Origin of the sequence: Methanolobus sediminis, from assembly GCF_031312595.1 — an archaeon.
In the GTDB taxonomy this organism is placed as follows: Archaea; Halobacteriota; Methanosarcinia; order Methanosarcinales; family Methanosarcinaceae; genus Methanolobus; species Methanolobus sediminis.
On sequence record NZ_CP133592.1, the window covers coordinates 2,212,107 to 2,238,762 of the forward strand.

General features: G+C 41.0%; 25 protein-coding genes and 1 tRNA gene. 10 read left to right on the forward strand and 16 right to left on the reverse strand.

Going from position 1 to position 26,656, the window contains the following annotated elements; genetic code table 11:
- Position 1 precedes the first annotated feature (1 nt).
- A complete protein-coding gene (locus RE474_RS11010; RefSeq protein WP_309310414.1) occupies positions 2-1,021 on the reverse strand; it encodes a 4Fe-4S binding protein in 1,020 nt (339 codons plus the stop codon).
- Between the two features lie 557 nt (positions 1,022-1,578).
- On the opposite strand from RE474_RS11010, the gene RE474_RS11015 reads away from it, so the two are divergent.
- The 4 genes from RE474_RS11015 (at position 1,579) to RE474_RS11030 (ending at position 3,967) form a co-directional block, all read left to right on the forward strand.
- Entirely contained in the window at positions 1,579-2,154 is a 576-nt protein-coding gene (locus tag RE474_RS11015) for a hypothetical protein (protein WP_309310416.1), read from the forward strand.
- A 145-nt stretch (positions 2,155-2,299) separates the two neighbouring features.
- On the forward strand, positions 2,300-3,181 hold the full coding sequence (locus RE474_RS11020; RefSeq protein WP_309310417.1) for a shikimate kinase: 882 nt from the start codon (positions 2,300-2,302) through the stop codon (positions 3,179-3,181).
- A 102-nt stretch (positions 3,182-3,283) separates the two neighbouring features.
- Positions 3,284-3,571, forward strand: a complete 288-nt coding sequence (locus RE474_RS11025; RefSeq protein WP_309310418.1) for a chorismate mutase — start codon at positions 3,284-3,286, stop codon at positions 3,569-3,571.
- A gap of 9 nt (positions 3,572-3,580) precedes the next feature.
- The gene (locus tag RE474_RS11030; protein ID WP_309310419.1) at positions 3,581-3,967 is read left to right on the forward strand and encodes a 5-(carboxyamino)imidazole ribonucleotide mutase; all 387 of its coding nucleotides are present in this window, start codon (positions 3,581-3,583) and stop codon (positions 3,965-3,967) included.
- On the opposite strand, the gene RE474_RS11035 is transcribed toward RE474_RS11030, so the two are convergent.
- Together RE474_RS11035 and RE474_RS11040 are read right to left on the reverse strand one after the other, a co-directional pair.
- Positions 3,964-4,776: a methanogen output domain 1-containing protein gene (locus RE474_RS11035; RefSeq protein ID WP_309310420.1), complete on the reverse strand. Its 813-nt coding sequence runs from the start codon at positions 4,774-4,776 to the stop codon at positions 3,964-3,966. The two genes, RE474_RS11030 and RE474_RS11035, sit on opposite strands and share 4 nt — an antisense overlap.
- Positions 4,777-4,981: 205 nt before the next feature.
- Positions 4,982-5,779: an RAD55 family ATPase gene (locus RE474_RS11040; protein ID WP_309310421.1), complete on the reverse strand. Its 798-nt coding sequence runs from the start codon at positions 5,777-5,779 to the stop codon at positions 4,982-4,984.
- A 371-nt stretch (positions 5,780-6,150) separates the two neighbouring features.
- Here RE474_RS11040 and RE474_RS11045 point away from each other — a divergent pair, with 371 nt between their 5' ends.
- Together RE474_RS11045 and RE474_RS11050 are read left to right on the forward strand one after the other, a co-directional pair.
- Positions 6,151-7,878: a 2-oxoacid:acceptor oxidoreductase subunit alpha gene (locus RE474_RS11045; protein WP_309310422.1), complete on the forward strand. Its 1,728-nt coding sequence runs from the start codon at positions 6,151-6,153 to the stop codon at positions 7,876-7,878.
- The gene (locus RE474_RS11050; RefSeq protein WP_309310423.1) at positions 7,879-8,733 is read left to right on the forward strand and encodes a 2-oxoacid:ferredoxin oxidoreductase subunit beta; all 855 of its coding nucleotides are present in this window, start codon (positions 7,879-7,881) and stop codon (positions 8,731-8,733) included.
- A gap of 8 nt (positions 8,734-8,741) precedes the next feature.
- Here the strand turns inward: RE474_RS11050 and RE474_RS11055 are convergent, their stop codons facing one another.
- The 10 genes from RE474_RS11055 to thiD form a co-directional block, all read right to left on the reverse strand.
- On the reverse strand, positions 8,742-11,315 hold the full coding sequence (locus RE474_RS11055; protein WP_309310424.1) for a PAS domain S-box protein: 2,574 nt from the start codon (positions 11,313-11,315) through the stop codon (positions 8,742-8,744).
- Between the two features lie 204 nt (positions 11,316-11,519).
- Positions 11,520-12,119: a HemK2/MTQ2 family protein methyltransferase gene (locus RE474_RS11060; RefSeq protein WP_309310425.1), complete on the reverse strand. Its 600-nt coding sequence runs from the start codon at positions 12,117-12,119 to the stop codon at positions 11,520-11,522.
- Between the two features lie 9 nt (positions 12,120-12,128).
- Positions 12,129-12,938 carry a 16S rRNA (adenine(1518)-N(6)/adenine(1519)-N(6))-dimethyltransferase RsmA gene (gene rsmA / locus RE474_RS11065; RefSeq protein ID WP_309310426.1) on the reverse strand — a complete coding sequence of 270 codons (810 nt, stop codon included), beginning with the start codon at positions 12,936-12,938 and terminating at the stop codon, positions 12,129-12,131.
- A 14-nt stretch (positions 12,939-12,952) separates the two neighbouring features.
- Complete coding sequence (locus tag RE474_RS11070) at positions 12,953-13,549, reverse strand: DUF655 domain-containing protein (protein ID WP_309310427.1); 597 nt, start codon at positions 13,547-13,549, stop codon at positions 12,953-12,955.
- 83 nt (positions 13,550-13,632) lie between these two features.
- Positions 13,633-13,986, reverse strand: a complete 354-nt coding sequence (locus RE474_RS11075) for an RNA polymerase Rpb4 family protein (protein WP_309310428.1) — start codon at positions 13,984-13,986, stop codon at positions 13,633-13,635.
- 163 nt (positions 13,987-14,149) lie between these two features.
- Positions 14,150-14,443, reverse strand: a complete 294-nt coding sequence (locus RE474_RS11080; RefSeq protein WP_309310429.1) for a 50S ribosomal protein L21e — start codon at positions 14,441-14,443, stop codon at positions 14,150-14,152.
- 66 nt (positions 14,444-14,509) lie between these two features.
- Positions 14,510-15,802, reverse strand: a complete 1,293-nt coding sequence (locus RE474_RS11085; RefSeq protein WP_309310431.1) for a tRNA pseudouridine(54/55) synthase Pus10 — start codon at positions 15,800-15,802, stop codon at positions 14,510-14,512.
- An 81-nt stretch (positions 15,803-15,883) separates the two neighbouring features.
- Positions 15,884-16,480: a tRNA (pseudouridine(54)-N(1))-methyltransferase TrmY gene (gene trmY, locus RE474_RS11090; RefSeq protein ID WP_309310432.1), complete on the reverse strand. Its 597-nt coding sequence runs from the start codon at positions 16,478-16,480 to the stop codon at positions 15,884-15,886.
- A 51-nt stretch (positions 16,481-16,531) separates the two neighbouring features.
- A complete protein-coding gene (locus RE474_RS11095) occupies positions 16,532-17,827 on the reverse strand; it encodes a DEAD/DEAH box helicase (protein WP_309310433.1) in 1,296 nt (431 codons plus the stop codon).
- A gap of 78 nt (positions 17,828-17,905) precedes the next feature.
- Positions 17,906-19,240 carry a bifunctional hydroxymethylpyrimidine kinase/phosphomethylpyrimidine kinase gene (gene thiD, locus RE474_RS11100; RefSeq protein ID WP_309310434.1) on the reverse strand — a complete coding sequence of 445 codons (1,335 nt, stop codon included), beginning with the start codon at positions 19,238-19,240 and terminating at the stop codon, positions 17,906-17,908.
- 281 nt (positions 19,241-19,521) lie between these two features.
- Between thiD and RE474_RS11105 the strand changes: the two genes are divergently transcribed.
- The 3 genes from RE474_RS11105 (at position 19,522) to purF (ending at position 21,468) form a co-directional block, all read left to right on the forward strand.
- Positions 19,522-19,740, forward strand: coding sequence for an LSm family protein (locus RE474_RS11105; protein WP_023844185.1), 219 nt, complete (start codon positions 19,522-19,524; stop codon positions 19,738-19,740).
- A 118-nt stretch (positions 19,741-19,858) separates the two neighbouring features.
- Positions 19,859-20,029 carry a 50S ribosomal protein L37e gene (locus tag RE474_RS11110; RefSeq protein ID WP_309310435.1) on the forward strand — a complete coding sequence of 57 codons (171 nt, stop codon included), beginning with the start codon at positions 19,859-19,861 and terminating at the stop codon, positions 20,027-20,029.
- A 23-nt stretch (positions 20,030-20,052) separates the two neighbouring features.
- A complete protein-coding gene (gene purF / locus RE474_RS11115; RefSeq protein ID WP_309310436.1) occupies positions 20,053-21,468 on the forward strand; it encodes an amidophosphoribosyltransferase in 1,416 nt (471 codons plus the stop codon).
- A 431-nt stretch (positions 21,469-21,899) separates the two neighbouring features.
- Here the strand turns inward: purF and RE474_RS11120 are convergent.
- The 3 genes from RE474_RS11120 to RE474_RS11130 all read right to left on the reverse strand — a co-directional run bounded on the left by RE474_RS11120 (position 21,900) and on the right by RE474_RS11130 (position 25,274).
- Positions 21,900-21,974 (reverse strand) — tRNA-His (locus RE474_RS11120).
- Positions 21,975-22,094: 120 nt separating this feature from the next.
- The gene (locus tag RE474_RS11125; protein ID WP_309310437.1) at positions 22,095-22,874 is read right to left on the reverse strand and encodes a sulfide-dependent adenosine diphosphate thiazole synthase; all 780 of its coding nucleotides are present in this window, start codon (positions 22,872-22,874) and stop codon (positions 22,095-22,097) included.
- Positions 22,875-22,934: 60 nt separating this feature from the next.
- Positions 22,935-25,274 (reverse strand): sensor histidine kinase, encoded by a 2,340-nt coding sequence (locus tag RE474_RS11130; protein ID WP_309310438.1) that lies wholly within the window; start codon positions 25,272-25,274, stop codon positions 22,935-22,937.
- A 223-nt stretch (positions 25,275-25,497) separates the two neighbouring features.
- Here RE474_RS11130 and RE474_RS11135 point away from each other — a divergent pair, with 223 nt between their 5' ends.
- Positions 25,498-26,625 (forward strand): AAA family ATPase, encoded by a 1,128-nt coding sequence (locus tag RE474_RS11135; protein WP_309310439.1) that lies wholly within the window; start codon positions 25,498-25,500, stop codon positions 26,623-26,625.
- Positions 26,626-26,656: the final 31 nt, after the last annotated feature.

Genomic DNA, 26,656 nt, shown 5'->3' on the forward strand with positions numbered 1-26,656 from the left:
TTTAAACCTCCCTTTTCTCAAGTGTAATGGCACCTACCGGGCAGATCATAGCACATGCACCATCTGAACCACAGAGGTCCTGGTTTACGACCTTTGCCACACCGTTCCTGACTTCAAGAACCTTCTTGGCATCTACTTCGTTCAGGTAGCCTGCTCCGACTTCTTCATCAGTTGCGTTTACAGGACAGACAATTACACAGTTTCCGCATCCAAGACATGAAGCTTCATCGATAATAAGAGTTGATGTAAGTGTAGGTCTCTTCATTTCAGCATTCAGCAGTTTCTTCTCAAGAAGTGTCTTCTTGTCTACTTCTGGAATGATTGCTGTCTTAGTAACAGTAATAGCGTCGACAGGACATGCCATGTCACATGCACCACAATAGATACATGCATCAGCACGCTGTGCAACTTTATCAACTCTTTCTCCAGATTCCCAGTCAGGGTTGAACAGTGCATTACATGGGCATGTGTCTACACAGCTGCGGCATGCGGTACAGACATTCTCATCTCTGAACCATGTTCCTTCAAATGGTTTTTCAACACTGATTGCTTCAGCAGGACAAACAGATGCACACCATCCACAGTGTATGCAACATTCTGTGTCAATAGTAGTTTCACCGTCAACACTGGCAGTTCCATCGTTGGAAAGCCACTGTTTGACCTCAATGCAACCCTGAGGACAGATCTGTTCACAGAGTCCGCAGTGTACACAGTTGTCATTGACTGTTGTGTCCTTAAGTGCAACGCTTATGTAAGCATTATCATTTACAGACTCTCCGGCCTGTTTCAGTTCGAGTGCACCTGTAGGGCATGTCTTTGCACAGATTCCGCAAACAATGCAGAGCTCTGTCTGGTTCTCAAGGAAATCTTTGTCGATAAGTCCTCTGGCCACGGCTCCTACTGAACCGATAACTAATGAACCCTTAGGACATGCCATAACGCACGTTCCACAACCGATACACTTCTCAGGAGTGTATTCAAGTTGCTTGTCGTCTTTTACTCCAAACACTACTTCGTTCATTTGATCTTCTCCGTAATCCTGCCTATAAGTACAAATGCTTCCAGGTCATGTCTTGTGAAAGATTGCAGCGGTTCTGCAGAAAAAAGAATGCAGATATCAGTATTACTGAGGCCACTAAAGAACATTTCTCAATCAAGCACTTTTTGTGTTTGCGGGCATGAATACGCCTTTTTCAACAAGCATTACATCGGGCAAAGAGCCTTCCGGAAATACTCGCTAACAATCTTGATTCTCAATGATCGTGTCACTTTACTTAAGTCTCAGCCCATTGGGTCGAGAATTGTAAAATATAGTGACGCGTATTTGTTATAAAAGTATCGTTTGTATCCGTTGTTATCGTTTGTATTTTTCGACTGTCCCTGCTATTGGCCAACATTCATACTAAATATTTTAATAGAATCCATATTTCTCGTAGGTTTTATATACTACTAATTATCCCATAGTATATGGGGTATAATATTTGATCTGCGAAATTTTTTGCTTTTAGTTTACATGATCGATCATTGATCGTTTTTGCAATATTTTTGTGATACCCTCATTTGTGAGGAGATGGTAATGTGCCTTTAATGAGTATAATAGGTTGCATGGAATACGAAAAAGAAATTGCCAGAATACTGGCTGAGGATAAGACAATAGAGCACATCATTGTTGTAGATGATTCCAGCTCATCTGAGCTGGTGTCGGATCTTAAGCACATGGGTGTGAAACCAAGACTGCTGTATCCGGAGACAATCCCTCCAGGACTTAAGAAAAGTAAAGGTTTCAATGTGCTTGTCACACTTCAGGATGATAATGTTTACAAGTCCCCGCAACATCTCAAAAATGAGACGTGTGAAAAAATAAAGTTCTATGGACCGGTCTCTAATGGTGTATTGATGTACTCTACTTCATGCGGGAGACTTCTACAGAAAGAAGGAATCGATTTCCACAACCGTAAATTCGCTCTGGAATTATTGTCAGAAGATGATACCAATACTGCTTATTTGAAAGAGGAACTTGATGAAAGCCTTTCCAGTTCGGCAAAAAAAAGAGAATCTCGTATAGAAGCCGATTCTCAGAAACTGGAAGAAATGCATAAAGTATACTATAACAGATTGAAAGCTACGATCCTGTCACCAAAGGCAAATTCATAAGTCTAGTGTGGTATTTCTGTTTTCATTTCTGTAAACATTATTCTTTAATAGTTTACAGTACTGGTATGGGTAAAATATAGGGTTTCGCAGAGTTGTAACATTCAATTCTGCATCCTGGATTTTAAAAGTTAACAGGGATCACATAATGGTAGCAAAAGGAAGTGCTTATGCACTCGGTGCAGGTACGGTAATCAACGCAATAGCCACATGGAAAGGTGCGGCTTTTGGTATCGATCTGAAAACATTTGCCGATGTGGAACTTACGGATGAGGCCGGTTCTGTTAGTGGTACTATTCATGGAATGCCTGATGCAGACACACAGCTTATTGAAAGATCGGTATCCTATGTGCTTGAACATTTTGGAATTGAGATGGGTGGAACCGTTACAACGAGGTCAGAAGTTCCTCTTGCAAGCGGCCTGAAGAGTAGCAGTGCAGCAGCAAATGCTTCTATCCTTGCAACACTTGATGCTATTGGTGAAGAACTTGATCCTTTTGAAACTGTTAAAATGGGTGTAAGGGCTGCTCTTGACTCAAAAGTGACAATTACCGGTGCTCTTGACGATGCATGTGCTTCTTTTTACGGTGGTTTTGTAGTAACCGACAACAAGGCTATGGAGCTTTTGAAAAGGACAGAGCACGAGTATGAGGTACTGATATTTGCACCTGACAGGAAATCATTCAGTTCAGGTACCAATGTAGACCGTTCAAGGATGATAGCTCCCTGGGTAGATATGGCATTTGACCTTTCAATGGAAGGCAATTTTGAAAAGGCTATGACTCTTAATGGTTTTCTTTACTGCGGTGCCCTTGGTTTTGACACGGAATTCCTGATGCGTGCCCTTGAAATAGGCGTTGAAGGAGTAACACTTTCAGGAACCGGTCCTTCATTTGTTGCACTTGTAAACGATGAACAGGCAGGTATGCTTGAAGATGCCTGGAAAGATTACAATGTCAGCGGAAACGTGATAAGGACAAAAGTAAATAATAGTGGTGCTCATAAAGGAGCATGCCATGAAACAGCATAGCTCAAATACGTATCACTAAACAGCAATAAATAACAATATCAGATCAAAAATCACATTCTTAAATTGTAGTAATAAATAGATATTTTTACATGCGGGGTATACATGTCCACTATCAAAGAAGTACGTACAGAAATAGAACAGATTGATAGCGAGATCATGCAGCTTATTCATAAGCGGGTAGGTATGGCTGCTAAGGTACTTGAGGCCAAGAAGCATGATAAGATCAATATTAACGATCCAACCCAGAACACAGTAGTTATGGATCGTGCAGCAGATGCTGCGATCGAATTGAATCTTGATGTTTCTGCTGTAAAAGAGATATTCGATATATTGATAAGGATGAACATAGAGCGCCAGCACGAGCTGAGAGGCGAAGGTAATCTTCCTTAGGAGAATACAATGGTTGATATTGCAATAATAATGGGTTCTGAATCCGATCGTTCTGTGGCAAACAGAGTGACAGGAGTGCTTGACGGTACAGATTATTCATACGATGTTCAGGTAATTTCCGCTCACCGCAACCCGGACAAACTGGATGAGTACATTTCTCAATGCGATTCAAAAGTATACATAGCCATAGCAGGATTATCAGCAGCACTTCCAGGTGTCATTGCTTCAAAGACAAAGAAACCGGTTATTGGTGTTCCTGTGAGTTCAAAAATGATGGGTCTTGATGCCTTGCTTTCAACAGCGCAGATGCCGCCTGGCGTACCTGTGGCAAGTGTTGGTGTCGATAACGGTGCAAACGCCGCCCATCTGGCAATAAGAATATTGGATCTGATCTAATATTCTATTTTATTTAACTGGAATAAACACTGTTCGTCTCCATTTCCCATGGTTTCGAGCACATCGACCTCAAGATCCTGTCCGTATATATCAATTATCCTTGAGAATATTCCTCTTGAAAGAGTACATAATATAGGGTTGAGTTGAGCTTCTTCTTTACCCCATGGGCACACGTGTCCTTTGATAAGGAATACTGTGTTTTCATTTTCTCCTGGCTCGTCATCAAAATTAGCACCCAGCTGGTTGATGATATTGCAGCAGATCTCTCCTATTCCTTCATGTCTGTCCCCACGTTCTTCCGGGTCTGTATTCTCAAGAATGGCTTCCACCACCATGTCGATCATCTGGTGTATGACAACACTTTTCTGCTCTGCAGGAAGTGTGCGAAGTAAGGTAGGGATTATCTGCGTAAGCACAGATCTGATCTTGTTCTGCAGATTGAGTTTATCTCTTTCTTCAAGCAGGTCATAATGCATCTTTTTCAATTTTAGTAATGAAGTGATACGTGTTAGAAGTTCCATCTTGTTCACTGGCTTTGTGAGGAACTCATCCGCACCTGCCTCAATGCCTGCTATCCAGTCATCTCTGCCGGAAAGTGCAGTTACCATTATCACAGGGATGAACTGGGTTTCAGGATCACTTTTCAATGCTTCACATACTTGATATCCGTTAAGGTCAGGCATCATGACATCAAGGAGGATGACATCGGGTTTTTCCGTTGGCACTAGGTCCAGTGCATCTCTGCCATTTGTGGCTGATATCACTGAGTAAGCATCATCAAGATATGCCTTGAGCAACTCTATGTTCATGATCTCATCGTCAACGATGAGTATTTTTGGATTATCGGTAAGAGTAATAGTAAGGTCTCCTGGTGCGTTTTCTCTGGTAGTATGAACTAGTTTATAGTTAAATTATATATTTAATTTTTTATTATAAATATCTAATGGGTTTTCAGGTATGGTTCCTGAAATATTTGCTGAAGATGCCATCGGCTATTTTCAAAAAGAGGTCATATCAGAGCTCAACAAGTTTAGCCTTTGAGCCTTTCAGACTTATTCCGGCAGAAGTTATATCAAATATCGTAATATCCAGGGATATTTTTGTGCTCCGCATCTTTGGAATGCTCAGGAAACGTTCGTTATTACCTGTATATGGATTCTCTTTGACCATAAGTTTGACAGCACCGTAAGTAGAATAATCTGCTATCTTATGTGTCATCTCATATGCGGCTTCATCCATGATGTAGAGAGTTGTTGTCTTCTGCTTTGCAAGCATCCGGTTGACGGTATCAAACTTATCTCTGAATTCCTTTGGTTTAAAGCCAAATGCAAGGACACCTATGTTGTCAATGACGGCCACATCTGTGCCTTCAGGTATCAACCTCACAAGGTCTATAAGGTCGATCTCTTCAATGTTGAAGTCTTCCCGGTCAGGCCTGATATGCCTGTCAAGATGCGTTTCTTCAATTATCTCGATCTCTGTATCGCTGAAATCATCAATAAGGTGAGCTTCCCTGGCAATAGATCTGGTTCGGAACTCAATGACCTGCTTAATAACAAGCTGCCCTTTCTCAATAAAAGATTCTAAACCAAGACCAAGTATTGCAGCCTGCTCCAGTATGTCTTCTGGAGTCTCTTCGGTTGCAATCATTATACACTTTTTACCGTCCATGCATGATTTATGCAGAAAATGTAGTCCAAATATGGTTTTCCCGGCACCAGGAACCCCTGTGATAAGAATTCCTTTACCTTTCGGATAACCGCCACTTATTTTTTTGTCAAGGTTTGCTATTCCCGTAGGCATTCTTTCCATATATATCACGCCAGACTGTATGATTATCTACTTTCAACGAATTATATATTATAATGATAATATATTATATAAATATATTCTCGAAAGACTTCAGTAGCTATTTTTTTCTAACAAACTGATGTCACATTGTAAATGTATAAATGGTGATTAACAAGCGAATTTCTGAATGGCTATATACAGTTTTTTGCGAATGCTTTTATATAGTAACCTCGAAAATAAGATGGGATTGGATAGAACAAACTGTATAAATAAGCAGTTTTCCAATTAGTGTTTAGAACATATTTCGGTTGCAAGTGATACATAAAAATCTCTGGTGAAGGGATTTTCATTATCACTTCCAAATCTAATATAAATTGTAAAAGGGGATAATTGTGACCATAGATCTCAATATCAAAGTAGGGGGTGCAGCCGGACAGGGCCTTCAGACCACCGGCATAGCTCTTGCCAAGACACTAAAGAAAAGTGGATTCCATATTTTTGCAACGCAGTACTATTTTTCCAGGGTACGTGGCGGACACAACACATTCAAAATACGCATTAGTGATTCTCCAATTGCTGCAATGAATGAGAATGTGGATCTACTTCTTGCGCTGGATTCCGAATCAATTGACAGGCACCTCTCCGAACTAAGTGATGGTGTTGTGGTAGTTGATGCCGATGTCGTAAAGGTTAACAGTTCATCGGAATCTATATTCCATGTTCCCATGCTGGAGATAGCAAAGGAAGTTTGCGGTGACAAGATATATTCCAATTCGGTTTCCATGGGCGCTGTGATCGGTCTTCTGTGTCTTGATATGTCTAATCTTGAGGGAATACTGAAAGCTTCTTTTAAGAAAAAAGGTGAAGAGATCATACAGAAAAATATCAATGCTGCAAGGGCAGGTTATGATTATGTGAAGACGAATTATCCCGGTGGATGCAAGTTCAGTGTTAATGAATCCGGAGAAAAGGAAAAGCTGATGCTCATAAGTGGTAATGAAGCAGTGGGTCTTGGTGCCCTTGCCGCAGGAGTACAGTTCCTTGCTGCTTACCCTATGACTCCTTCAACAGGCGTGATGACTTATGTAGCAGCAAATGCTGATAAGTTCAATGTTGTTGTAGAGCAGGCAGAAGATGAAATTGCTGCATTGAACATGGTACTTGGAGCTTCTTATGCAGGAGCTCGTTCCATGACCACCACTTCAGGAGGAGGATTTGCTCTTATGACCGAGGCTCTTGGACTTGCAGGCATGACCGAAACTCCGGCTGTTATTTTCCTGTGTCAGCGTCCGGGTCCCGCAACAGGTCTTCCAACTATGACAGAGCAGGGTGATCTCCAGTTCGTCCTGACCGCTGCCCAGGGTGAATTCCCAAGATGTATACTTGCACCCGGAACTCCTGAAGAGTGTTTCTATCTGACTGCAGAAGCCTTCAATATTGCTGACAAGTATCAGATTCCTGTTTTTGTGTTGAGTGACCAGTATCTTGCAGATTCGCTTTTCACCTGCAAAAGGTTCGATCCTTCTAAAATCACCGTAGAACGCCACCTTCTTTCAGATTCGGAATTGAGGACCAAAAAAGAAGACTACAAACGCTATAAAATAACACCTCTTGGAATCTCTCCGCGTGCTCTTCCGGGGCAGGAAGGTGTGCTTGTCCTGTCAGACAGTGACGAGCATGATGAGTTCGGACACATCTGCGAGGATGCTGAAAACCGCATAAAGATGAATGACAAGCGCATGAAGAAACTGGAACTCCTTCGTGATGAGATATCTGTTGCAAAGATATATGGTGATTTGGATGCTGCAATATCCCTCGTTGGCTGGGGTTCGACCTATGGTCCACTTGCCGAGGTGGTAGATATTCTAAAAGCTCAGGGCAAGTCTGTAAATCTTGTTCATTTCACACATATTCATCCCCTGCCAGTGGAAGCAACAAGGAAACTGTTCTCAAAGGCGAAAAAGACGGTATGTGTTGAAAATAATTCAACGGGCCAGTTCGCTCATCATCTCAAGCTGGAGACTGATGTGAAACTAACTGAAACTATTCTTCGATATGATGGTAAACCTTTCAGTCCTGAGTTCATAATTGCTGCCCTTAAGGAAAAGGAGGTGATCTGAATGGTCAGCATAGAGGATTACGGTAACTTTGAAACTGCGTGGTGCCCGAGCTGTGGTAATTTTGGAATCCTGAAAGCTATTAAGCAGGCACTTGTAAATCTGGGACGTTCGCCACATGAAGTACTTGTGGCATCAGGAATCGGCCAGTCAAGCAAAACCCCTCATTACCTCAATTGTAATGGTTTCAACGGACTTCATGGCCGTTCACTGCCGCCTGCAACAGGTGCCAAGATAGCCAACCATGAGCTGACTGTCATTGCAGTGACAGGTGATGGTGATTGTTATGGTGAAGGCGGTAATCATTTCCTGCACACAGTCAGGAGAAATCCGGATATAACCATGATCGTTCATGACAATCAGATATATGGGTTGACAAAAGGTCAGGCATCACCAACAAGTGAGATCGGTATGAAGACAAAAGTGCAGACTCATGGTGTATTCAATATGCCGTTGAATCCATTGTCAATGGCAATATCTCTGGATTGTTCTTTTGTGGCTCGTGGATATGCCGGAAAAGTCTCACATTTAACATCCCTGATCGAAAAAGCCATTTCACACAAAGGTCTTTCACTTGTTGATGTGCTTCAGCCATGCGTATCCTTCAATAAACTGAACACTTTCAAGTGGTATTCTGAAAGGGTTTACGAAATGGATGATACTGGTTATGAACTGGATGACCGTGTGAAAGCATTCGAAAGGTCTATGGAATGGGGAGAAAAGATCCCTCTTGGTGTTTTCTATGTAAATGAAAAACCAAGTTTTGAGGACTATCTGGATGTCCTTAAATCAGGTCCGCTTTACAAAAACCCTCCAGCAACAGAAAAAGTGAATGAGCTTATGGACGGCTTCATATGAGCCGTTCTTTATTCTTCTTTTTTTAGGGGTAATGTAAAGGTAAATGTGCTTCCATTTCCAGGTTCACTTTCCATGGAAATGGTACCTCCATGGAGTTCCACTATTTTTTTTACAATAGACAGACCAAGGCCGGTACCCTGATATTTTCTCGCTGTGGATGAATCTGCCTGATAGAATGGTGTAAAGAGTTTTTTCTGCTCTTCCTGGGAAATTCCTATTCCATCATCACTGACTGATATTTTCAAAAAGTTTTCATTTGCACTAATGTCTGCTGTAACATGCCCGCCGTTTGGTGTGAATTTGATTGCATTGCTCATAAGGTTGTAGAGTATCTGCTTAAACCTGATTTTATCAGCATATATGGAGATGTCCTGGTTAATTTCAAAATTGAGCTCTATGTTTTTCTTTACAGCAAGAGGATCAATTATGTTGTAAACATTTTTGAGAACATCGTTCACGTCAAATGTTTCCATGTGAAGATCCATTTTTCCAGCTTCCACTTTTGAAAGGTCGAGAATATCATTAATGAGTTCTAGAAGATGCTTTCCGCTTGTAGATATGTGGTTTGCGAAACGTTGCTGTTTCTCGTTCATACTTCCGAAATCACTATCTTGAAGCATCTGGGAATAACCTATAATTGCATTGAGTGGTGTTCTGAGTTCATGACTCATTGTTGCCAGAAACTCACTTTTTGTACGGTTTGCCTGTTCTGCTTCTATTTTTGAACGTATGGTTTCTTCTTCTGCTTTTTTTCTCGTAGTTATGTCTTCCACACTGACAACTATTTTAGGTTCATCTGGCAGATCTATATACGCAGTTGAAATCAGTACATTAAGTTCAATGGCTTTCCCATTCGGGGTAAGGATGGTAGTTTTACCTTCTCTTTTATGTATATTTTTTTTAGTTAGGAATGTCTCAATGGCTGAATCCTTAAATATACATTTGATGCATTCTTTATTAGTTCCACAACCTTCTCCTTTTACTGAATTTATGCAGTTGAACACATATCCGGCTTTTAACCCGACCAGGTCTTTCTTTTTCCGCTGTAAAACTTCTACACAAGCATTATTCATATTCTCTACAACTGCTTCTTCATTAAGCAGTACCATGGGTATTGGAGCAAGATTGAAAATACTGTCAAGCATATTTTTTTGTTTTATAAGTTCCTGCTCATTTTTCCGACGTTCACTTATATCACGGGTAATTCCAAGGAAATATCTGAAATTGCCTTCACCATCAAGTATTGGATTGATGTGTATTTCAGTCCAGACTGTAGATCCATCTTTGCATGGCTGCTCAACTTCTACTATTCTGGGAGTATGTATGTTAGCTCCTTTTTTGAATTTCCGGGTAAAATTATTCCAGTTTTTCATTACCTGAACACCGGATTCATTTGCGACTCTTTTTTCAATAGGCAGTCTGGATATTTCTTCAGGTGTATAACCTCTTAGTTTCTCTACAGAAGGGCTGATGTACAGGAGCTCTCCATTAGTATTCATCATCCAGATTACGTCATTGGCATTCTCTGCTATGAGCCTGAACATTTCTTCGCTCTTTTTCAAAGCATTCTCTGTTTCTTTTCGTTCAGTAATATCGGAGCAGACGCCAATGGTTCTTAGGATTTTTCTGTTATCTCTGTCATAAACCGGAAGGCCATACTCGGTCCAGTATTTGGTCTGTCCATCTCTGGTTATCATCCTGTACTCTGTATCAAAGACATTCCCGTTTATGCGGTACTTATTAATTCTCTCCATTACTCTGGAGAGATCATCAGGGTGAACATGCTCAGACCATGAATCAAGTGTTTCTTTGATCTCTCCTGGCTCATAGCCGAGGTGTTCATCAATATCGCCAAACCATTCAACATGGTCAGTTTTCATATCCCACTCATATATCAGGTCACTAACACATTGTGCAGCTATTCTGAAGCGTTCTTCTGCTCTTTTTCTGGAATTGATGTCGCGGATAACTCCTATAAAATGCTTAAAATTCAGTTTATCATCGACTATAGGATTGACAGTAAGTTCTGCCCATATAATTTCAGAGTTTTTACAAATAATCTCTATTTCGAAAATAGGCGGCCCATTTACGATGCCTTTGCCCAATTCCGTGGCAAAATATGTGATCATGTCGACACAATAATCATATGATTCTTTTGTTATCCATTCAGAAAGATTCTTCTTAAGGGCTTCTTCCTGTGTAAAGCCTGAGATCTTTTCGATGGAGGGGCTGAAATAGGAAAAGTTCCCTTTCATATCCATTACAAAAATAGCATCATTTACATTTTCTGTGATTAAGCGGAACAGATCCTCTTTTTTTTCAATCAGGGAATCAAGATGGTCAAGTGCATGTTTGAGTTCGACTTTTGAGTATGGTTCTTTAATATACCATACATTTTCTTTATCCTCAATAGTTTCAAAGAAGTGTTCATCAGGGTTTGATATTATGAAAAGAACAGGTGAATTGCTGGCAGATGCTATTTCTATTGCTTCTTTTGCATATTTTAGATCATTGTTCTCAACTCTGGTAATGAATACGAAGTCATTTCCCGATACAGGAATTTCCGGCTTACCATTATTCATGTTACATATGGAAAACTCACAGGGTATTTCCTTTAGTTCTCCTTTAAGCCGACCATGACTTTTATCTGTAAAGTTGAGAATTATCACTTTAATCATTTTTACCAGTTATTCCCTTGCTGTGGACAATTTCAAGAGAGAAATCATGATGGTATTTTATGTAAACATATTATATAATACTAAACGATACAAATATATGCTGATATTTTATTCGGCAGTAGCTGTAGTTGCCATGATAACTACCAGCTTTTCAAAAGAGCATTTTTCGCTGGAAATAACCTGTGCTTTGAATGAGTATTCTTCCATTTCTTCAATCACTTCATCTATGCCTGTAAGTGATGAGACCAGCATAAGAATGAATCCATAAGGTTTGAGGTAGTTGCTGACCTGCTGCATAAAAGGTTCTATATCATTGCGTCCGTCAACACCACCGTCAAAGGCATAGTTCAGCCATCCTGGTACTTTTTCATCTTCGGCCGTAGGAAGATAAGGGGGGTTGAATATCACAACGTCAAATTGTTTTTTCCCTTTCAGACCGGCAAACATGTCCGTTCTTATCACGTTTATTCCGTTAGACTTCGCACATTTTGCTGCAATAGGACTTATCTCAGTGGCTGTAAGGATGATATTTCTATTGGCTTTCAGGACTGCAGATACAAAACCAGTTCCTGTTCCAATTTCCAGGACGTTCATTCCGTCTTTGACAAGTTCAAGAGCAGTATCTGCAAGTAAATATGAATCTTCGGCGGGTTCATAAACCTGCTCGGCTAACTTTACCTTTGCATTTCTGTGTTCAATCGTAACCATGGATAAATGTTATTTCTGTTTATGTCTGAACATTATATTTGCAAGTTCTGCGAATTGTTCCGGTTCAAGATTTTCCGGTCTTTTGTCAAGCAATTCCTGTGGTAATTCATTAATGAATTCCTTCATATCGTCAATACCCAGAAGCTGCTTGTTTCTGAGAATGGAATTTCTCATCTTCTTTCGTCTCTGTCCGAAAACTGCAGTGACAAAATCAAGGAAATATTTCTCGTCCAGGACTTCAAAATGAGCAGGACGTGGTTTTATTTCCACAACAGCAGAGAGCACTTCAGGAGGGGGTGAGAATGCTCCTCTTGGTATCTTCATTATCATTGAAGTGTCTGCAAAATAGTGTGCATTGACCGACAGGCGGCTGTAATCCTTTGAATTGGCATGGGATACCAGTCTCTGTGCAAATTCATATTGGTACATCAGGATTGCCAGTTTAAAATCGTATTTGAACAGCTTGAATGTTATTTCAGATGATATTGAGTAAGGAAGATTAGCAACAACTTTGTCAAAAGGCGGGAAATCAACGTCAAGCACATCTCCTTGTATGAGTGTGAAATTCTCAGGCTCGCCAAAACGGTCCTTTAGTACATAAACAAGCTCAGGGTCTCTTTCGATTGCAATGACATGCCCGGCTTTTGCCATAAGTCTTTCAGTGAGATTTCCGATACCTGCACCGATCTCCAGTATGGTCTCATGAGGTTGTATGTCTGCGGCATCGACAATCCTGTCAAGGATTCTTTCGTCGATCAAAAAATGCTGGTCATGGTATCCACCACGGATGCCATATTTTCTGAGTATCTCATAAACCAAGGAACGAACACCTTTTAATGAGTGCGTGGACGGCGTGAAGGGGTTGTGAAAAGCCTGTATTTGATATTTTCATCTTTCAGCTCTTCTATTATCCTGTTCACAATGACCTTCTCAGGGGAATGAACTCCTCCCACTCTTTCATGCAGTTCAGCAAGGGTCTTAAAAGTTCCTTTCTTCCTTTCATCTATAATGGCCCACATAAGTTTCTTCCCTATTCCTGGAAGTAATTCAAGCATATGTAGCCTGTTTGTGATTGGATGTGCATCGTTAAAGAACTGTACAAACCTGTCCTCGTGGTGTTTAATGGTCATTTCCAGAATGTACGGCAACTCAAGCTGAGCTCCGTGGCTTAGATCTGTATATGTGATACGGTGCTTTACATGGTCAATAAGATCCCTGTCACCATCACCTATGTAAACTCTTGACTGTATGTCAGGTACTCTTCCTTCCTTTGGCACAAGCTCCATCAGAACGAAATGGTTTTCTCCGACTGCCTGGACAAGAGGTTTCTTTTGATATGAAGGGCGTTTATCGTCGGCGCTTCCATATGGAAGATAATCTAAAATCCATGCGTACTCTTCTTTCTCAGGTGGTTTTCCCCTTGCTTGCATATATTCATTCCCTCCTGTGGCATACCTGCTGCTACTGCTGCAACTTCTCTCGATGTAAAAAAAGGGGTGTATCGAATATAAATCTAATCCATTGCTTCTTCAACAAGGTTTAGCATTTCATCGAGTTCTTCTTCTGTAAGTGTGAATCTTTCCTTTGCGTAAAGTGATCTGAGCTCATCTCTTGACTGTGGCATGATATCTGCAATTCTGATTGCAATCTCAGGTTTCATTTTTTCCAGTTCAAGAAGTTTATTTACAAGATCCCTTGCTTTTTCCGGTGTTGTCTTTGAGAACATCTCTGCATGGTTGATAGCTTTGCGTAGTTCATAGCCCAACTCTTCCTCATTGTTGAGGCGTTCTTCCATAATCTCGTGCAGCATACCCTTTACTTCAGACAGGGTCAACAACTCTTCACTAAGAACTTCTTTTACTATCATTGATATACACTCTATGCATTAGTTAGATTAGGCCACATTGGAATGGCATATGATTACAAGATTAAATCCAGGGATAAAATATTATCGCTAAATATATGCAGTAAAGATACATCTAACGATAAATAAAGGTAATCCAGGTACAATGCCTGAATTTTCTATGAATTTAGTATTTCTGTGGTTTAAGGTGCTGTGGAAGGGATATAAGTTCCTTCATTGCGTTTCCGTCCCTTATCTGCAGGATGTAGGCACGTCCGCGCTGTCCGAGAACTTTTCCTGTCTTTCCCTGGAACCTTGCATGTGGCATTCCCTTCTGTACGCTTGGGTCGATGTCGATGTGGACCATCTGACCGCAGTCGAATTCCTGAATTGCCTTGCTTACTGGTGAAAGTCCTCTTTCTCTTGAGGTCTTCTTTAACTTGTATCTTGTGCAGTGTTTTTCACCGTGTGATGTTGCCATGATTATTTTCCTCCATTGAAAATATGATTTTAATATATGAATTGTATGTGAGTCCTTATGGCTCATTTATATGTCTACTTTAATGACGTTGAGTTCATCAACCTTTGCCTGAATGCCCAGAAGTCCTGTAAGACTCGGTTCTGTTCTTCCATCATCTCCTGATGTAAGTTCCTTGACATACAGACCGCCATCACAATGCACTTCAATGATAGCGAATTCCTCTGTTTTCTCAACGAGCTTCATGTTGTGAACATATCGTTTCCTGACAAGATCCGCTCTTCTATGGGCCACTCTCTGCGGAGTCCTCTGATGTATCTGCACTCCGATAAGTGAATTTATAGCATCTTCCAGTTTGTCCGTGGAAACAGGCTCTTTGAATGTAACTTTAAGGTTATAAACTTTATCCGCCTTTGAGGATTTCAGGGTCTCAATTACTGCCTTCTCTACAATTTTAAGCCCTTCAACTTCAACTTTCCCATCTGCAAACTCGTTAATCCTCTTTTCAAGTTCCCAGACATCTATACTGCGTATTTTCGGACTAACGGCTTCTACTACAAATGGTCTTCCGGTACCAAGCATAAGCGCATCGATATCTTCCCTGCCGGCACCATGGAACTTAGAATCCATTGCTTCTGTCATCTCAATAAGTTCCTTGCCTATGAGTTCATCCACTGATTCAGGATATTGTTTGCCGGTGTTGTCACATTGCTCGCATCCCCTGCCGCCACAGTTTCTGCATGGCCATCTTGTCTGTGGAATTCCTCTGACAAGTTTCCTGTATCTTCCCTGTATGTAGAGTGATTTAACCTGCACACTTGTCCTTTCTTCCGCGATATCAAGGGTTATAACAAGATCCGGCCTCTCAAATTCCACTTCTTTGCCGATGCGTGCGGAAATAAGCTTGCCGACCTCACGGTTCATTTCAGTCTTGAACTGCTCGGCCTGTGTAACGCCGCATTCGCTCCAGAGTATTTCCTCGTTTTCCCCAATGAGCCCGCTGACCTTTGTACCAACCAGGATTGTTGAATACTCCCTGTCTCCGATGCTTTCCACCGCTCTGTCTGCCCACAAGTCAAGGTTTTCGAAAATCCCCAGGCATACCCAGCATTTCTCATCCTCACCTTCTATCTTCAATGTTTTTCTGGCATATTTGCTGCTCTTTGCCAGTTCTTCAAGAAGGGAATCATCACCTGATTCCTTGAACATTGCATCGCCTTCCATAGCCAGGGCCAGCTTTATAGCCTGTCCTCTTTCAACATTGGTAAGGCCAGTGGATAATTTGGCGAACTGCCTGCCCATACAATGGTCGCAGATGGGGCCTTCTTCAATTATTTTCTTAGCGGTTTCAAGTATGCTCATTGGATCACTTTGTAGTATATTATATGGAAGATTTAGGGTTTGATGAAATAGGTACTATGTAATATAACCTTTTTTGACTATTTATGCTTCTTTCCTGTCAAGTTCATTGTGGATGATTATCATGCAATGGTCTGAGTGCAGGGAAATGGGTCCTATGTTAAGGGTGCATTTTGCAACCTTATCTATCATTTCCTCTTCCTCTTCGGTAACTCCCATGTGGTCACCAAGGACAAACACAGCATCAGCGTTAAGTTCGGAGTATTCCCTGATATCCTCGCCATCTTCTCTAAGGTAATAAATATCCCTGCCTGCCTCATTGAATTCTTTGAGCAGCTCTTCCAGTCCTGCACGACGTATAAATACTCCCGGAGTAGACTGTATCTCATACTCAATTGCATCTTTTTCCAATGCTTTCTTGATAAGGGAGCCACTGCTTCTCTCATCAGGATTGAGGTATTTAAGTTTCTCACCATTGAACCTGACTATTTTAGCAGGGTCCGGTTCTCCCTGAAGCACAAGGTGGACATTCACATCACGCCTCATTCCGTGTGAAAGGAAAAGGGCTGAATTGACACATCTGCAGAGAATGTCCATTCTTCCGGCAGAGCCTGGAAGGTCGTTTAAGGAGAAATCTCCGCTTGTCATTGCTTTATGTCCTATTATCACAAAATCTTTCATTGAATTTCCTCAGTTATAATTGATTATTTGAATTCCTGTTTGTAGTATGGATCAGTTCTCGCCTTTCAGCAGCATCTTTGCAAGGGCTGCTGCTATCTGGCGATAATCCATATCGTCGGATGCTATGCCAGCAACGAAATCATCATATTTATCAAGCTTACCACGCCTGATAAGCATTTTAATCTCATCTGCAACCCTGTTCTCTTTTATATCCTCTATGTCACGGTTGCTTGGAAGTTCCCTTTTATCAATGGCAGTATTAGTGGTCCCTTCTATGGTTTCCAGTTTTGCCTTTTCTTTTGTAGTTACAAAGCTATATGCAAGTCCGGGTCTGCCGGCACGTGCTGTCCTTCCTATCCGGTGTACGTATATTTCAGGGTCATGCGGCAGGTCATAATTAAAGACCACTTCAATATTATCGACATCGATGCCCCTTGCAGCAACATCAGTGGCAATAAGGATGCCTATGTCCTCATCCCTGAATTTGTTCATGCGCTGCTCTCTCTTATTTTGTTTGACATCTCCGTGGAGTGCATCTGCAGGATATCCTCTGGAGCGCAGCTTGATGACAAGTTTGTCAACTTCTTTCTTGGTATTACAAAAGACAAGCGCTGATTTGATGTTCTCAGCTTCCAGAAGTCTTCTAAGGGATTCCGGTTTTGCGTTGTCCTTCACTTCAAAATAATATTGTTTCACCTGGGGAACTGTCATTTTTTCCTGTACAACTTTAATATGTACGGGATTATTCTGATACATCTCTGTCAGTTTTAGTATTGGTTCCGGCATTGTTGCTGAGAAAAGAAGTGTCTGCCTGTCTGTCGGTGTGCTGTTAAGTATTCTCTCTATATCGTCCCTGAAACCCATATTAAGCATTTCATCTGCTTCATCAAGCACGACAATTCCAATATCGTCTGTATGGAAGTTTTCTCTTTCCAGGTGGTCAATTATTCTTCCGGGTGTCCCCACAACAATCTGTGCACCATTTTTCAGGCCATTTGCCTGTGACTCCATTGCGGCTCCGCCGTAAACAGGCAAAATTTGCATTTCCTGGATGTATTTTGCAAGTTTCCCCAGTTCTTCAGCTACCTGTATCGCAAGTTCTCTTGTCGGACAAAGTACAAGTGCCTGAGTTTTTCTCTTGTCTGGCTCAAGCATTTCCATAAGAGGTATGCCAAAGGCTGCAGTCTTGCCGGTTCCTGTCTGTGCATGGCCAATAACATCTTTACCATCCATTATTGCAGGGATACATTTCTCCTGGATCTCTGTTGCTTTCCTGAAACCCATTTCACGGATACTTTTCCTTATTTCCTTTGACAGGTAAAGGCCTTTGAAAAATTCTGCTTCCATTTTATCTTCACTCTTGTAGATGCCTGTGAATTTACTTCTGTACAGTATGTTCCGGGCAAGTATAATTATTATCTAGTATCATGACTTCTGATACTGTTCAGCTATCTTTCTGGCAGTTTCGGCCACATCAACGGCATTTTGTCCCATAATTCTTATCATGGCTTCCTTTCCGACTCCGCCTTTGTCATATATTATGTCCGGTACGGATTTGAAAGTCTCAATGGCAAAAGATGTTCCCCAGTCCATTGTATGTGTATCAGAAGGTTCATTTTCTCTTGAAAAGGATGAAATCGTAAGTCTCATGTCTCTGCAAATATCAAGGATAGTTTCTGAATATTTGATATTCATTGCCGCCCTGTAAGCCGGATCAAATTTCATAGCTGACAGTATTATTCTGGCTACATGACTGCTTGCATCAAATTCAATATCGCCGACAACATGGGTACTATCTTTGAGTTTAACGATCCGGCCAGTTACGGCCACTACATCAGCCGGACTTTGCGCATCAGGGAGTGCCATTGCAATATTACATCCAACTTCAGGTATGAGCTTTGCAAAGGAATTTGCTTCCTTTAAAATTTGTACTCCTTCCCTTACATTATTGATCGTTGTGCATTGTTCTACATTGGTCAGGAGCCATGCAAGCTGGTTAACCGGTCCGACACCTTTGCCGACAGGTACGCTTCCTTTGATACCTTCAACAACAAAATCCTTTGCCATTCTTGCAGCTTCTTCGATGCTATATCCTTTAGCGAGGTAAGATGCAAGGGAAGATGAATAAGTACATCCTGAGCCGTGGGTGCCGCCTTTTACAAAAGTCCCCTTGATTGTAAAATACCTGTCATTACAGGAGTCATATATTACATCTGATGCGTCCAGGTGTCCTCCGGTGACAATGACAAATTTGACTCCGGTTTTACTGATCACTTTTGCGGCAAGTTTTGCATCTTCTACAGTCTCTATCTGCATTTCTGCAAGTGTGTTTGCCTCGTTGATGTTCGGAGTTACAACCTCTGCAACAGGTAAGAGCTCATCTCTGAGGGTTTGCACGGCTTCTTTGCGCAGGAGGTCACCGCCGGCCTCTGCTGCCATTACAGGATCTACCACAATTTTCAGGTTGTGTTTTTTAACCATCTCTGCAACAGTTGATGTGATCTCTGATGAGGAAAGCATACCGGATTTTGCCCATGTAATATCCATGTCTTCGCAGACTGCATCGACCTGTTCTATAATTACATTGCAGGGGAGATCATAGGCACTTCTGACTCCCAGTGTGTTCTGGGCGGTAACTGATGTGATGGCACATGCCGGATGGAGTCCAAGTGAAGCTATTGTCTTGATGTCTGCTTCAATTCCTGCACCTCCGCCGGAATCCGAACCTGCTATGGAAAGTATGACTGGTATTTTGCTCATTTAATCCCTCATCTCTTCTTTGACGTGTGACGGAGCTCTTAAATGCCTTGTCGCTTATATAACAGTTGGTCAATTGAACCTATATATCTTTGCGAATCATTTTCATAGTTCTGCAGTCTTCTGGATATCTGAAAACTGTTAATCTCGATAGTTTTATATACAGCATACGCAACATTGAGCATCGCAATATGTATATGTAAATAAACAAATTTACAAGCTAGATATTAGCTACAAGTTTAAGTGTAGAATTTATTTGGATTTATTTAACTGAGGCGACTAAAATGGGAAACAGACCTCTTGATATATTGAACGATGCTTTGAACACACCTGTAATTGTGAGACTTAAAGGCGCAAGGGAATTCCGTGGAAAACTCCAGGGATATGACGTACATATGAACCTTGTACTTGATGATGCAGAGGAACTTAAGGAAGGAGAAATTGTCAGAAAACTGGGTAGTGTTGTAATCAGAGGTGACAACGTAGTTTACGTGTCTCCCTGAAATGAACGTAACCTATAAGAACTACTAGCAATATCAAGGGTAACCTCCAAGCTGTAATTCATAGGCTTCAAAATTATTATTAATCAATTAAGGAATTTCATATCAAAGGTGATTATAAATGTCAAAAGGTACTCCCTCAATGGGTAAAAGACAAAAGCGCACACACTTAAAATGCAGGCGCTGCGGTAGTGTTTCACTTAACATTCACACAAAACAGTGTACATCATGTGGCTTTGGAAAGAGCTCACGCATGAGAAGCTACAAGTGGCAGGCAAAGTGCAAGTATTGAGTCTTTTTAGACTAGGGATATAAATGCGCGAAGAATGCGGTGTTGTCGGTATTGTACAGTTCGATGAAGAACCACATCCAGTCCCCTCCGCGCTTCGTATCTATTATGCTCTATATGCTCTGCAGCATCGTGGTCAGGAGTCCGCAGGAGTAACTGTCCATGATGGCAAGGAGCCTCATACCTTAAAGGGTATGGGTCTTGTGCCTGAGGTTTTCAACAAGGATGAACTTGTTGGTCTTAAAGGCAATGTGGGCATCGGCCACGTTCGCTATTCTACATCCGGTGACTCACGTATAGAGAATTGCCAGCCTTTTATTGTAAAATATAAGAGTGGCAATGTAGCTCTTGCACACAATGGTAATCTTGTCAATAGTCGTGACCTGCGTGACCAGCTTGAGGCAGAAGGTCATGTATTCGTCGCTAGTTCTGACACTGAGGTACTGGCTCATCTTCTGGTAAAGGAACTTTTGAAGCATGATCCTGTTGATGCTATACGTAATGTTATGAAGCAACTCAACGGGTCGTATTCACTTACCATATTGATAGATGACATGCTCATGGCTGTAAGGGATCCGATGGGATTCAAGCCTTTGTGTTTTGGTACTATTGATTCCGGTTATGTGGTTGCTTCAGAAAGTGTGGCTATTGATACGCTGAACGGTAAGCTTATCAGGGATGTGGAACCCGGAGAGCTTCTTATTTTCCGTGATGGTGAAGTTGAATCACATCGGCTCTTTGAAGAGAAATATTGTGCTCACTGTGTTTTTGAATATGTTTATTTTGCACGTCCTGATTCTATCATAGATGGGCAGCTTGTTTATAAGGTCCGTGAAAGAATAGGTGAAAAGCTTGCTCTTGAGCATCCTGTGGATGCAGATATGGTGTCTCCTGTTCCGGATTCAGGTATAACCTCCGCTATAGGTTATGCAAAAGGATCTAAGATCGATTATGAAGAAAGTTTGATGAAAAACCGCTATATTGGTCGAACTTTCATTCTTCCAGGCCAGGCAATGCGTGAAACTGCAGTACGCCTGAAAATGAATACTATCAATCAGAATATCAAAGGCAAAAAAGTGGTTCTTATTGATGATAGTGTAGTAAGAGGTACCACTTCACGCCGTATCATTGATATGGTGCGCAATGCCGGTGCTACAGAAGTTCACGCACGTATAGGTAGTCCTCCGATCATTGCTCCATGTTATCTGGGAATAGACATGGCTTCCAGAGAAGAGCTGATAGCAGCTCACAAGACCATTCAGGGTGTTGAAGCAGTAATAAATGCTGATTCACTTGGTTATCTCAGTATTGATGGTCTGGTAGAATCTATAGGAATAGATCGGGATAATCTATGTATTGGTTGTCTTACAGGTGCTTACCCAGTAGAGATTCCCGGTGAAAAAATGTGTCAAAGAAGGCAGTTAAAGCTGAATGAGTTTTAACTTTTATTTTTTGTATCTATCATTTTCATTTGATTATTTTTCTTTTATTTTTTGATTGAATTTCCGAAAAAATGATACATTTCAAATACCAAACTCCGGAACCATATATTTTTTAATACATTGTATAATCGCAGTATTATAATAATATCTCCTGAAATATATACTATTATATAATATCAATACATAACGTAAAAGTGAGTCTGTCTTCTCAGATTCTACAAGGATGTACCACCCCTTGTAGCGGGATGGGGTTATCTTCTTATACAGTCATAATGGCGTGGTGGTAAATACGGCATTCTGTTCTATTTCGAAAAACGTAACTTCTTTTAGTTATCTATCTTTAATTCTTATAGTAATCATTGGTGCAAAAACAGAGATTTAAATCCTGGATAAAATCTATACTAAGATTAGATCAAAAACAATATGAAAAATGGGGCCGGGATCGAGAATCGAACTCGAATCGTAGCCTCCACAGGGCTACAGGATAACCGCTACCCTACCCCGGCATGAGTAGGTGCTTTACTTGAAAGCACCCTATAGATGTCCGTTTCTTACATAAACCTTTTCCTTTGGAACCATATTAAACAGTGTCCTCAGGCGGGTTTGCTTATATATGAAATCGCTTTTTATTTGTTTTTCAGTTTTTCAATTGCAATTTCAGCAGCTTTTTTGCCGGAGAGCATCATTCCACCGAAGACTGGCCCCATTCTAGGTGCGCCTGCAACTGCATTTGCTGCCATTCCTGCAACAATCAATCCAGGATATACTTCTTTTGTGGTATCCATCAGGGCGCGTTCTCCAATGTCAGCCCACATTGGTTTCTCTCCCGGAATTCCTGAACCTATCTCTGCACCAGGTATCTTTCTGAGAACAGTATTGCAGATTCCTGCATCATGCCCGGTTCCGTCAATAACAACTTTTGCCTTAATTGCAAGAGGGTCCACGTGAAGTCTTGCCATGGATACAGGTCCCCAGTTAATGACAAGTCCGCATACTGCGTCGTTTTCACGTATCATTACATCTTCCACATCAATTAGGTTGAATATCTCTGCGCCTGCTTCAGTGGCTCCGCAAATAAGTTTGGCGACAGACTCCACAGAGCTTGCAACATAGTATCCTTCTTCATATTCGTGGTAATTAATATCAAAGTCATCAAGGATATGTTTTGCATCTTCCTGGACAACTATACGTGGGAACATCATTCCGCCTCCCCACATGCCTCCGCCGATTGATAGTTTCTTCTCAAACAGTACTGTTTTAAGACCTGCTTCTGCAAGATATTTAGCAGCTACAAGGTTTGCCGGTCCTCCACCTACAAGTGCCACATCAACATCTGTGTAATCAAGAAAAACCTTTGAAAATTCATCAACTATAGCCCTTGTTATGATCAGTTCATCAAGTTCCATCTTATTTCCTCATGATATTTAGATATCAAGGGCTTCTGATTGTTATTATCTTCCTTAAACTTAATGCAACATAGGGCGAATCTCAGTTTTTGTATTTTGAATAGTTTCTGCTGCAATGGTTGCTTCAATGCCTATTATGGATGATGTATCATCACTCAGCGTTCCATGGTACTTCCTGAGTTTTACCCAGAACATGCTACCATTTCCTTCCGGATTATTCTCAACACCAACTGACCCGCCAAGAAGTTCAGCTATTTTCTTGACAATAGCAAGTCCTAGGCCGGTTCCTTTTACTCCGCTCTTGTTCACTCTCTTAAAACGATCAAATATCAGTGGTTTTGCATCATCAGAGATTCCTTCTCCTGAATCTGTCACAGTTACCATCCATGTATAGTTCTGGTCAATAACATCAATGTCGATCTCTGTATTTTCAGGGCTGTATTTGATAGCATTGGATATGTAATTGGCAAAAATTTCCTCAACAATAGGGTTGAGCATAGCCGGATAGCTTCCATCTGCACGAATATGGAGATTCATGTTCTTATCACACAGCTGTTGTTCGAACTGCTCGATAACATTTCGCAGACTTGGCATAATGTCAATTCCTTCTAATTCAAGTTCTTCTGTTGCTTCAAGCTTTGCAAACTTAGCAGCCGTTTCTATCATGTCTATAAGTTTGTTAGTACTGCGCTGCACACTATCTATTATCTTTGATTTTTCAGGGTCATCTTCCATTTCACAGAGCACTTCTGAAAATCCTCTGATGTTTCCTGCAGGATTGAGAAGGTCATGGCGCATAATATCAGTGAACAGGTCTTTGAGTTCATTGGAGTGTCGGAGTTCTTCCTCTACTTTCTTTCTCTCATTAAGATCCATTGTAGTACCGGTAAACCTGAAAGGTTCCTTATTCTTGTCCCATTCAGTGACCTTGCCTCTGGCAAGTATCCACTGCCATCTGTCTTTACTGTTCTTCATGCGGAATTCTGCTTCAAAGAACGGTGTTTCACGGTTAATATGGTCATGTATAGTATCATTCACAATTTCCAGATCATCGGGATGTATCAGTTTTTTCCAGCTTTCTATGTTCTTTTCGATATTCTTGACATCATATCCGATCATTTCTGCCCAGCGTTCATTATACATGACCTCATCAGTTCTGAGGTTCCAGTCCCACATTCCAAGATCAGCACCTTCCATGGCAAGTTCCATTACCTGTTTTGTCTTTGCAAGTCTGCTTTCCATATCCAGACGTGCTGCAATGTCACGCACGACAGCAAGGGCGTAATTATGGTGGTCATGAGTTACAAAAGTGATATTCATCTCAGCTGGTATTATTGTTCCATCTTTTTTGGTGAGTGTCTGACCTGGTTGCAGATATCTGTCTCCTGCAAGGTCTCGAAGATCACTTTTCCAGAATGTATCTTCAAAAAGTGAACTAAGATCCTTTTCTTCCATGTCTGTAAGCTCTTCTATGGTATATCCAAGCTCTTTGCACGCAGTTTCATTTGCATCAAGAATACGGTTCTTTTCTACATCTATAATAAAAATGAAATCATTGGACCTGTCAATAAGGTCTTTAAAAAGTCCTAGATCATTGAGGAATGATTTGTGATTGAGTGCTGTACTCATGATCTCAGACAAAACTTTCAATGTCTGGATATTATCAGGGTTACAATCGCTTTTACATGATGTGCTTTCGATGCTGATAAATCCGATACATTTTGATTTGGACTCTACCGGAACTAGCATCAATGACTGGATTCCATCCGATAAGATGATATTTCTTTCTTTGTCAGCCGCGGTCAGAAGATGTTCTTCTTTTGAGATGTGTATTATCTGCTTTTGAACAATCTTTTTTTCTATCCATGGAAATTTGGAGTAAGGGTTCGATTCAAAAACACTTTTCTTTTCAGTTTTTCCCTGGCTTTTCCAGGTATGTGACATGTAAGGTTCACCGTTTTCTTTGAACAAAAAAAGGTAGCAATAATCTGCATCACAGAAAGATGCTGTCTTCTTTAAAATTTCATCCAGGGTTCCTTCTATGTTCCCCGGTTTAATGAACATGGAAATCAATGAAGATATCATGTTTTCAATATTTGTGTTACGAGATACAAGATATTCCAGCCCTTTATGCTTCTCATTCAGCTTTTTATGCATTTCGTCCAGTTCAGTTATTTTCATCTCCAGTTCCATATTCTTCTTCTCTATCTGTTTATTTGCATAGATAATTATTATGAATGTGGACATTATCAAAGCTAAGCTGACAATCAGGGAATTCGTGTCTTTTGAAATAAGGAATGGTGCAACTAATACAAGTCCAAATATGCTGATTATCAGGATCAGAACCGTGTTTACGACACTGGTGATCTTTACATTTTTCAGTGTACGTTCATTTATCATTATTTTAATATTATAGTATTAATTACTATATTTAATATTCGTTCTTATATTCATCTCAAAATTTAATAGAGTTGATTTAACCGTGCCTTTTAAATTCAGGATTGCAATATGTAATGGAATTCCAATCTGTTAAATGTGATAACTCACTTTTGAACCTTAAAATAGGTTTAAGGGTTAGCTTTAATAGCTTTCTCAAATCAATTAGTATTAGAAAATAAAAGAGATGATACATATAGTAAGGACTGCTCAGAAAACCACTACCAAATCCAGCAGAGAATCAAATTCAGAACCTGGTGAAAGTACGGCTGATTTTCTCATCCTGGAGCCTGCCGGTTATCCGATGACCAGTGTGCTCGATGAATATCCTGAAATCACAGACTCAGGAGTTTTTGAACATTATGCACGAGAGCAGTGGAAAGGTTACACGGCGCACAAAGGTGATTATCTCTTTGACCGCAGGATGTTTCCTGATTTTGCATACAAAGTAACTGATGTCGAACCACCTGGCTCTGTCATAGGTCAGAATACGCATATAATTGTGAATGAAACTGTGATTAGCAGCACTCCTGCTGTTGAGTTCAGAAGTGATGTTACTTTTGATGATGTAATTGGACAGCAGAGTGCACGCAAGAAATGCAAATTAATTGAACGTTTTCTGGAAGCGCCCGAGAAGTTTGGTAAATGGGCACCAAGAAATGTACTTTTTTACGGTCCTTCTGGTACCGGAAAGACTATGCTTGCAAAGGCACTTGCAAATAAAGCTCATGTTCCTATTCTTCCTGTAAAGGCAACGGAACTTATCGGTGAATTTGTAGGTGAAGGTGCCAGGCAGATCCACCAGTTGTATGATCGTGCTCAGGAAATGGCTCCATGTATCATTTTCATAGACGAGCTTGATGCCATTGCACTTGATCGCAGACATCAGGAACTGCGTGGCGATGTTGCAGAGATAGTGAATGCTCTCTTGACCGAGATGGACGGTATCGTTGAGCGCGAAGGTGTTTGTACCATAGGTGCTACCAACCGCACAGATACTATTGATCCTGCTGTGCGAAGCAGATTTGAGGAAGAGATCGAGTTTACATTGCCGGATGAGAAGGAACGTCTTTCGATTCTGGAATCCAATGTCAAGACATTTCCTTTGCCTGTGAAGGATCTTGATCTTTCTGCAATTGCAAAGATGACAGAAGGACTTTCCGGAAGGGATCTTGTAAGTAAGGTGTTGAAGACGGCTCTTCACAATGTTATAATCGATGATCGGGACTACGTAACTCAGGATGACCTGTATGCTTCTGTGAAAAAGCTCAAAAATCTTCCAACGCCACCAAACGCTGACAGGATGTATATCTGATACGAAGATGGCTGTTCCTAGGATTATCTTT

Bases quoted from the DNA above. Each gene is read 5' to 3' on its own strand.
- RE474_RS11010 (WP_309310414.1), bottom strand. From the start codon at position 1,021: ATGAACGAAGTAGTGTTTGGAGTAAAAGACGACAAGCAACTTGAATAC.
- RE474_RS11020 (WP_309310417.1), top strand. From the start codon at position 2,300: ATGGTAGCAAAAGGAAGTGCTTATGCACTCGGTGCAGGTACGGTAATC.
- RE474_RS11025 (WP_309310418.1), top strand. From the start codon at position 3,284: ATGTCCACTATCAAAGAAGTACGTACAGAAATAGAACAGATTGATAGC.
- RE474_RS11030 (WP_309310419.1), top strand. From the start codon at position 3,581: ATGGTTGATATTGCAATAATAATGGGTTCTGAATCCGATCGTTCTGTG.
- RE474_RS11035 (WP_309310420.1), bottom strand. From the start codon at position 4,776: ATGAACATAGAGTTGCTCAAGGCATATCTTGATGATGCTTACTCAGTG.
- RE474_RS11040 (WP_309310421.1), bottom strand. From the start codon at position 5,779: ATGGAAAGAATGCCTACGGGAATAGCAAACCTTGACAAAAAAATAAGT.
- RE474_RS11050 (WP_309310423.1), top strand. From the start codon at position 7,879: ATGGTCAGCATAGAGGATTACGGTAACTTTGAAACTGCGTGGTGCCCG.
- RE474_RS11055 (WP_309310424.1), bottom strand. From the start codon at position 11,315: ATGAATAATGGTAAGCCGGAAATTCCTGTATCGGGAAATGACTTCGTA.
- RE474_RS11060 (WP_309310425.1), bottom strand. From the start codon at position 12,119: ATGGTTACGATTGAACACAGAAATGCAAAGGTAAAGTTAGCCGAGCAG.
- RE474_RS11070 (WP_309310427.1), bottom strand. From the start codon at position 13,549: ATGCAAGCAAGGGGAAAACCACCTGAGAAAGAAGAGTACGCATGGATT.
- RE474_RS11075 (WP_309310428.1), bottom strand. From the start codon at position 13,986: ATGATAGTAAAAGAAGTTCTTAGTGAAGAGTTGTTGACCCTGTCTGAA.
- RE474_RS11080 (WP_309310429.1), bottom strand. From the start codon at position 14,443: ATGGCAACATCACACGGTGAAAAACACTGCACAAGATACAAGTTAAAG.
- RE474_RS11085 (WP_309310431.1), bottom strand. From the start codon at position 15,802: ATGAGCATACTTGAAACCGCTAAGAAAATAATTGAAGAAGGCCCCATC.
- trmY (WP_309310432.1), bottom strand. From the start codon at position 16,480: ATGAAAGATTTTGTGATAATAGGACATAAAGCAATGACAAGCGGAGAT.
- RE474_RS11095 (WP_309310433.1), bottom strand. From the start codon at position 17,827: ATGGAAGCAGAATTTTTCAAAGGCCTTTACCTGTCAAAGGAAATAAGG.
- thiD (WP_309310434.1), bottom strand. From the start codon at position 19,240: ATGAGCAAAATACCAGTCATACTTTCCATAGCAGGTTCGGATTCCGGC.
- RE474_RS11105 (WP_023844185.1), top strand. From the start codon at position 19,522: ATGGGAAACAGACCTCTTGATATATTGAACGATGCTTTGAACACACCT.
- RE474_RS11110 (WP_309310435.1), top strand. From the start codon at position 19,859: ATGTCAAAAGGTACTCCCTCAATGGGTAAAAGACAAAAGCGCACACAC.
- purF (WP_309310436.1), top strand. From the start codon at position 20,053: ATGCGCGAAGAATGCGGTGTTGTCGGTATTGTACAGTTCGATGAAGAA.
- RE474_RS11125 (WP_309310437.1), bottom strand. From the start codon at position 22,874: ATGGAACTTGATGAACTGATCATAACAAGGGCTATAGTTGATGAATTT.
- RE474_RS11130 (WP_309310438.1), bottom strand. From the start codon at position 25,274: ATGATAAATGAACGTACACTGAAAAATGTAAAGATCACCAGTGTCGTA.
- RE474_RS11135 (WP_309310439.1), top strand. From the start codon at position 25,498: ATGATACATATAGTAAGGACTGCTCAGAAAACCACTACCAAATCCAGC.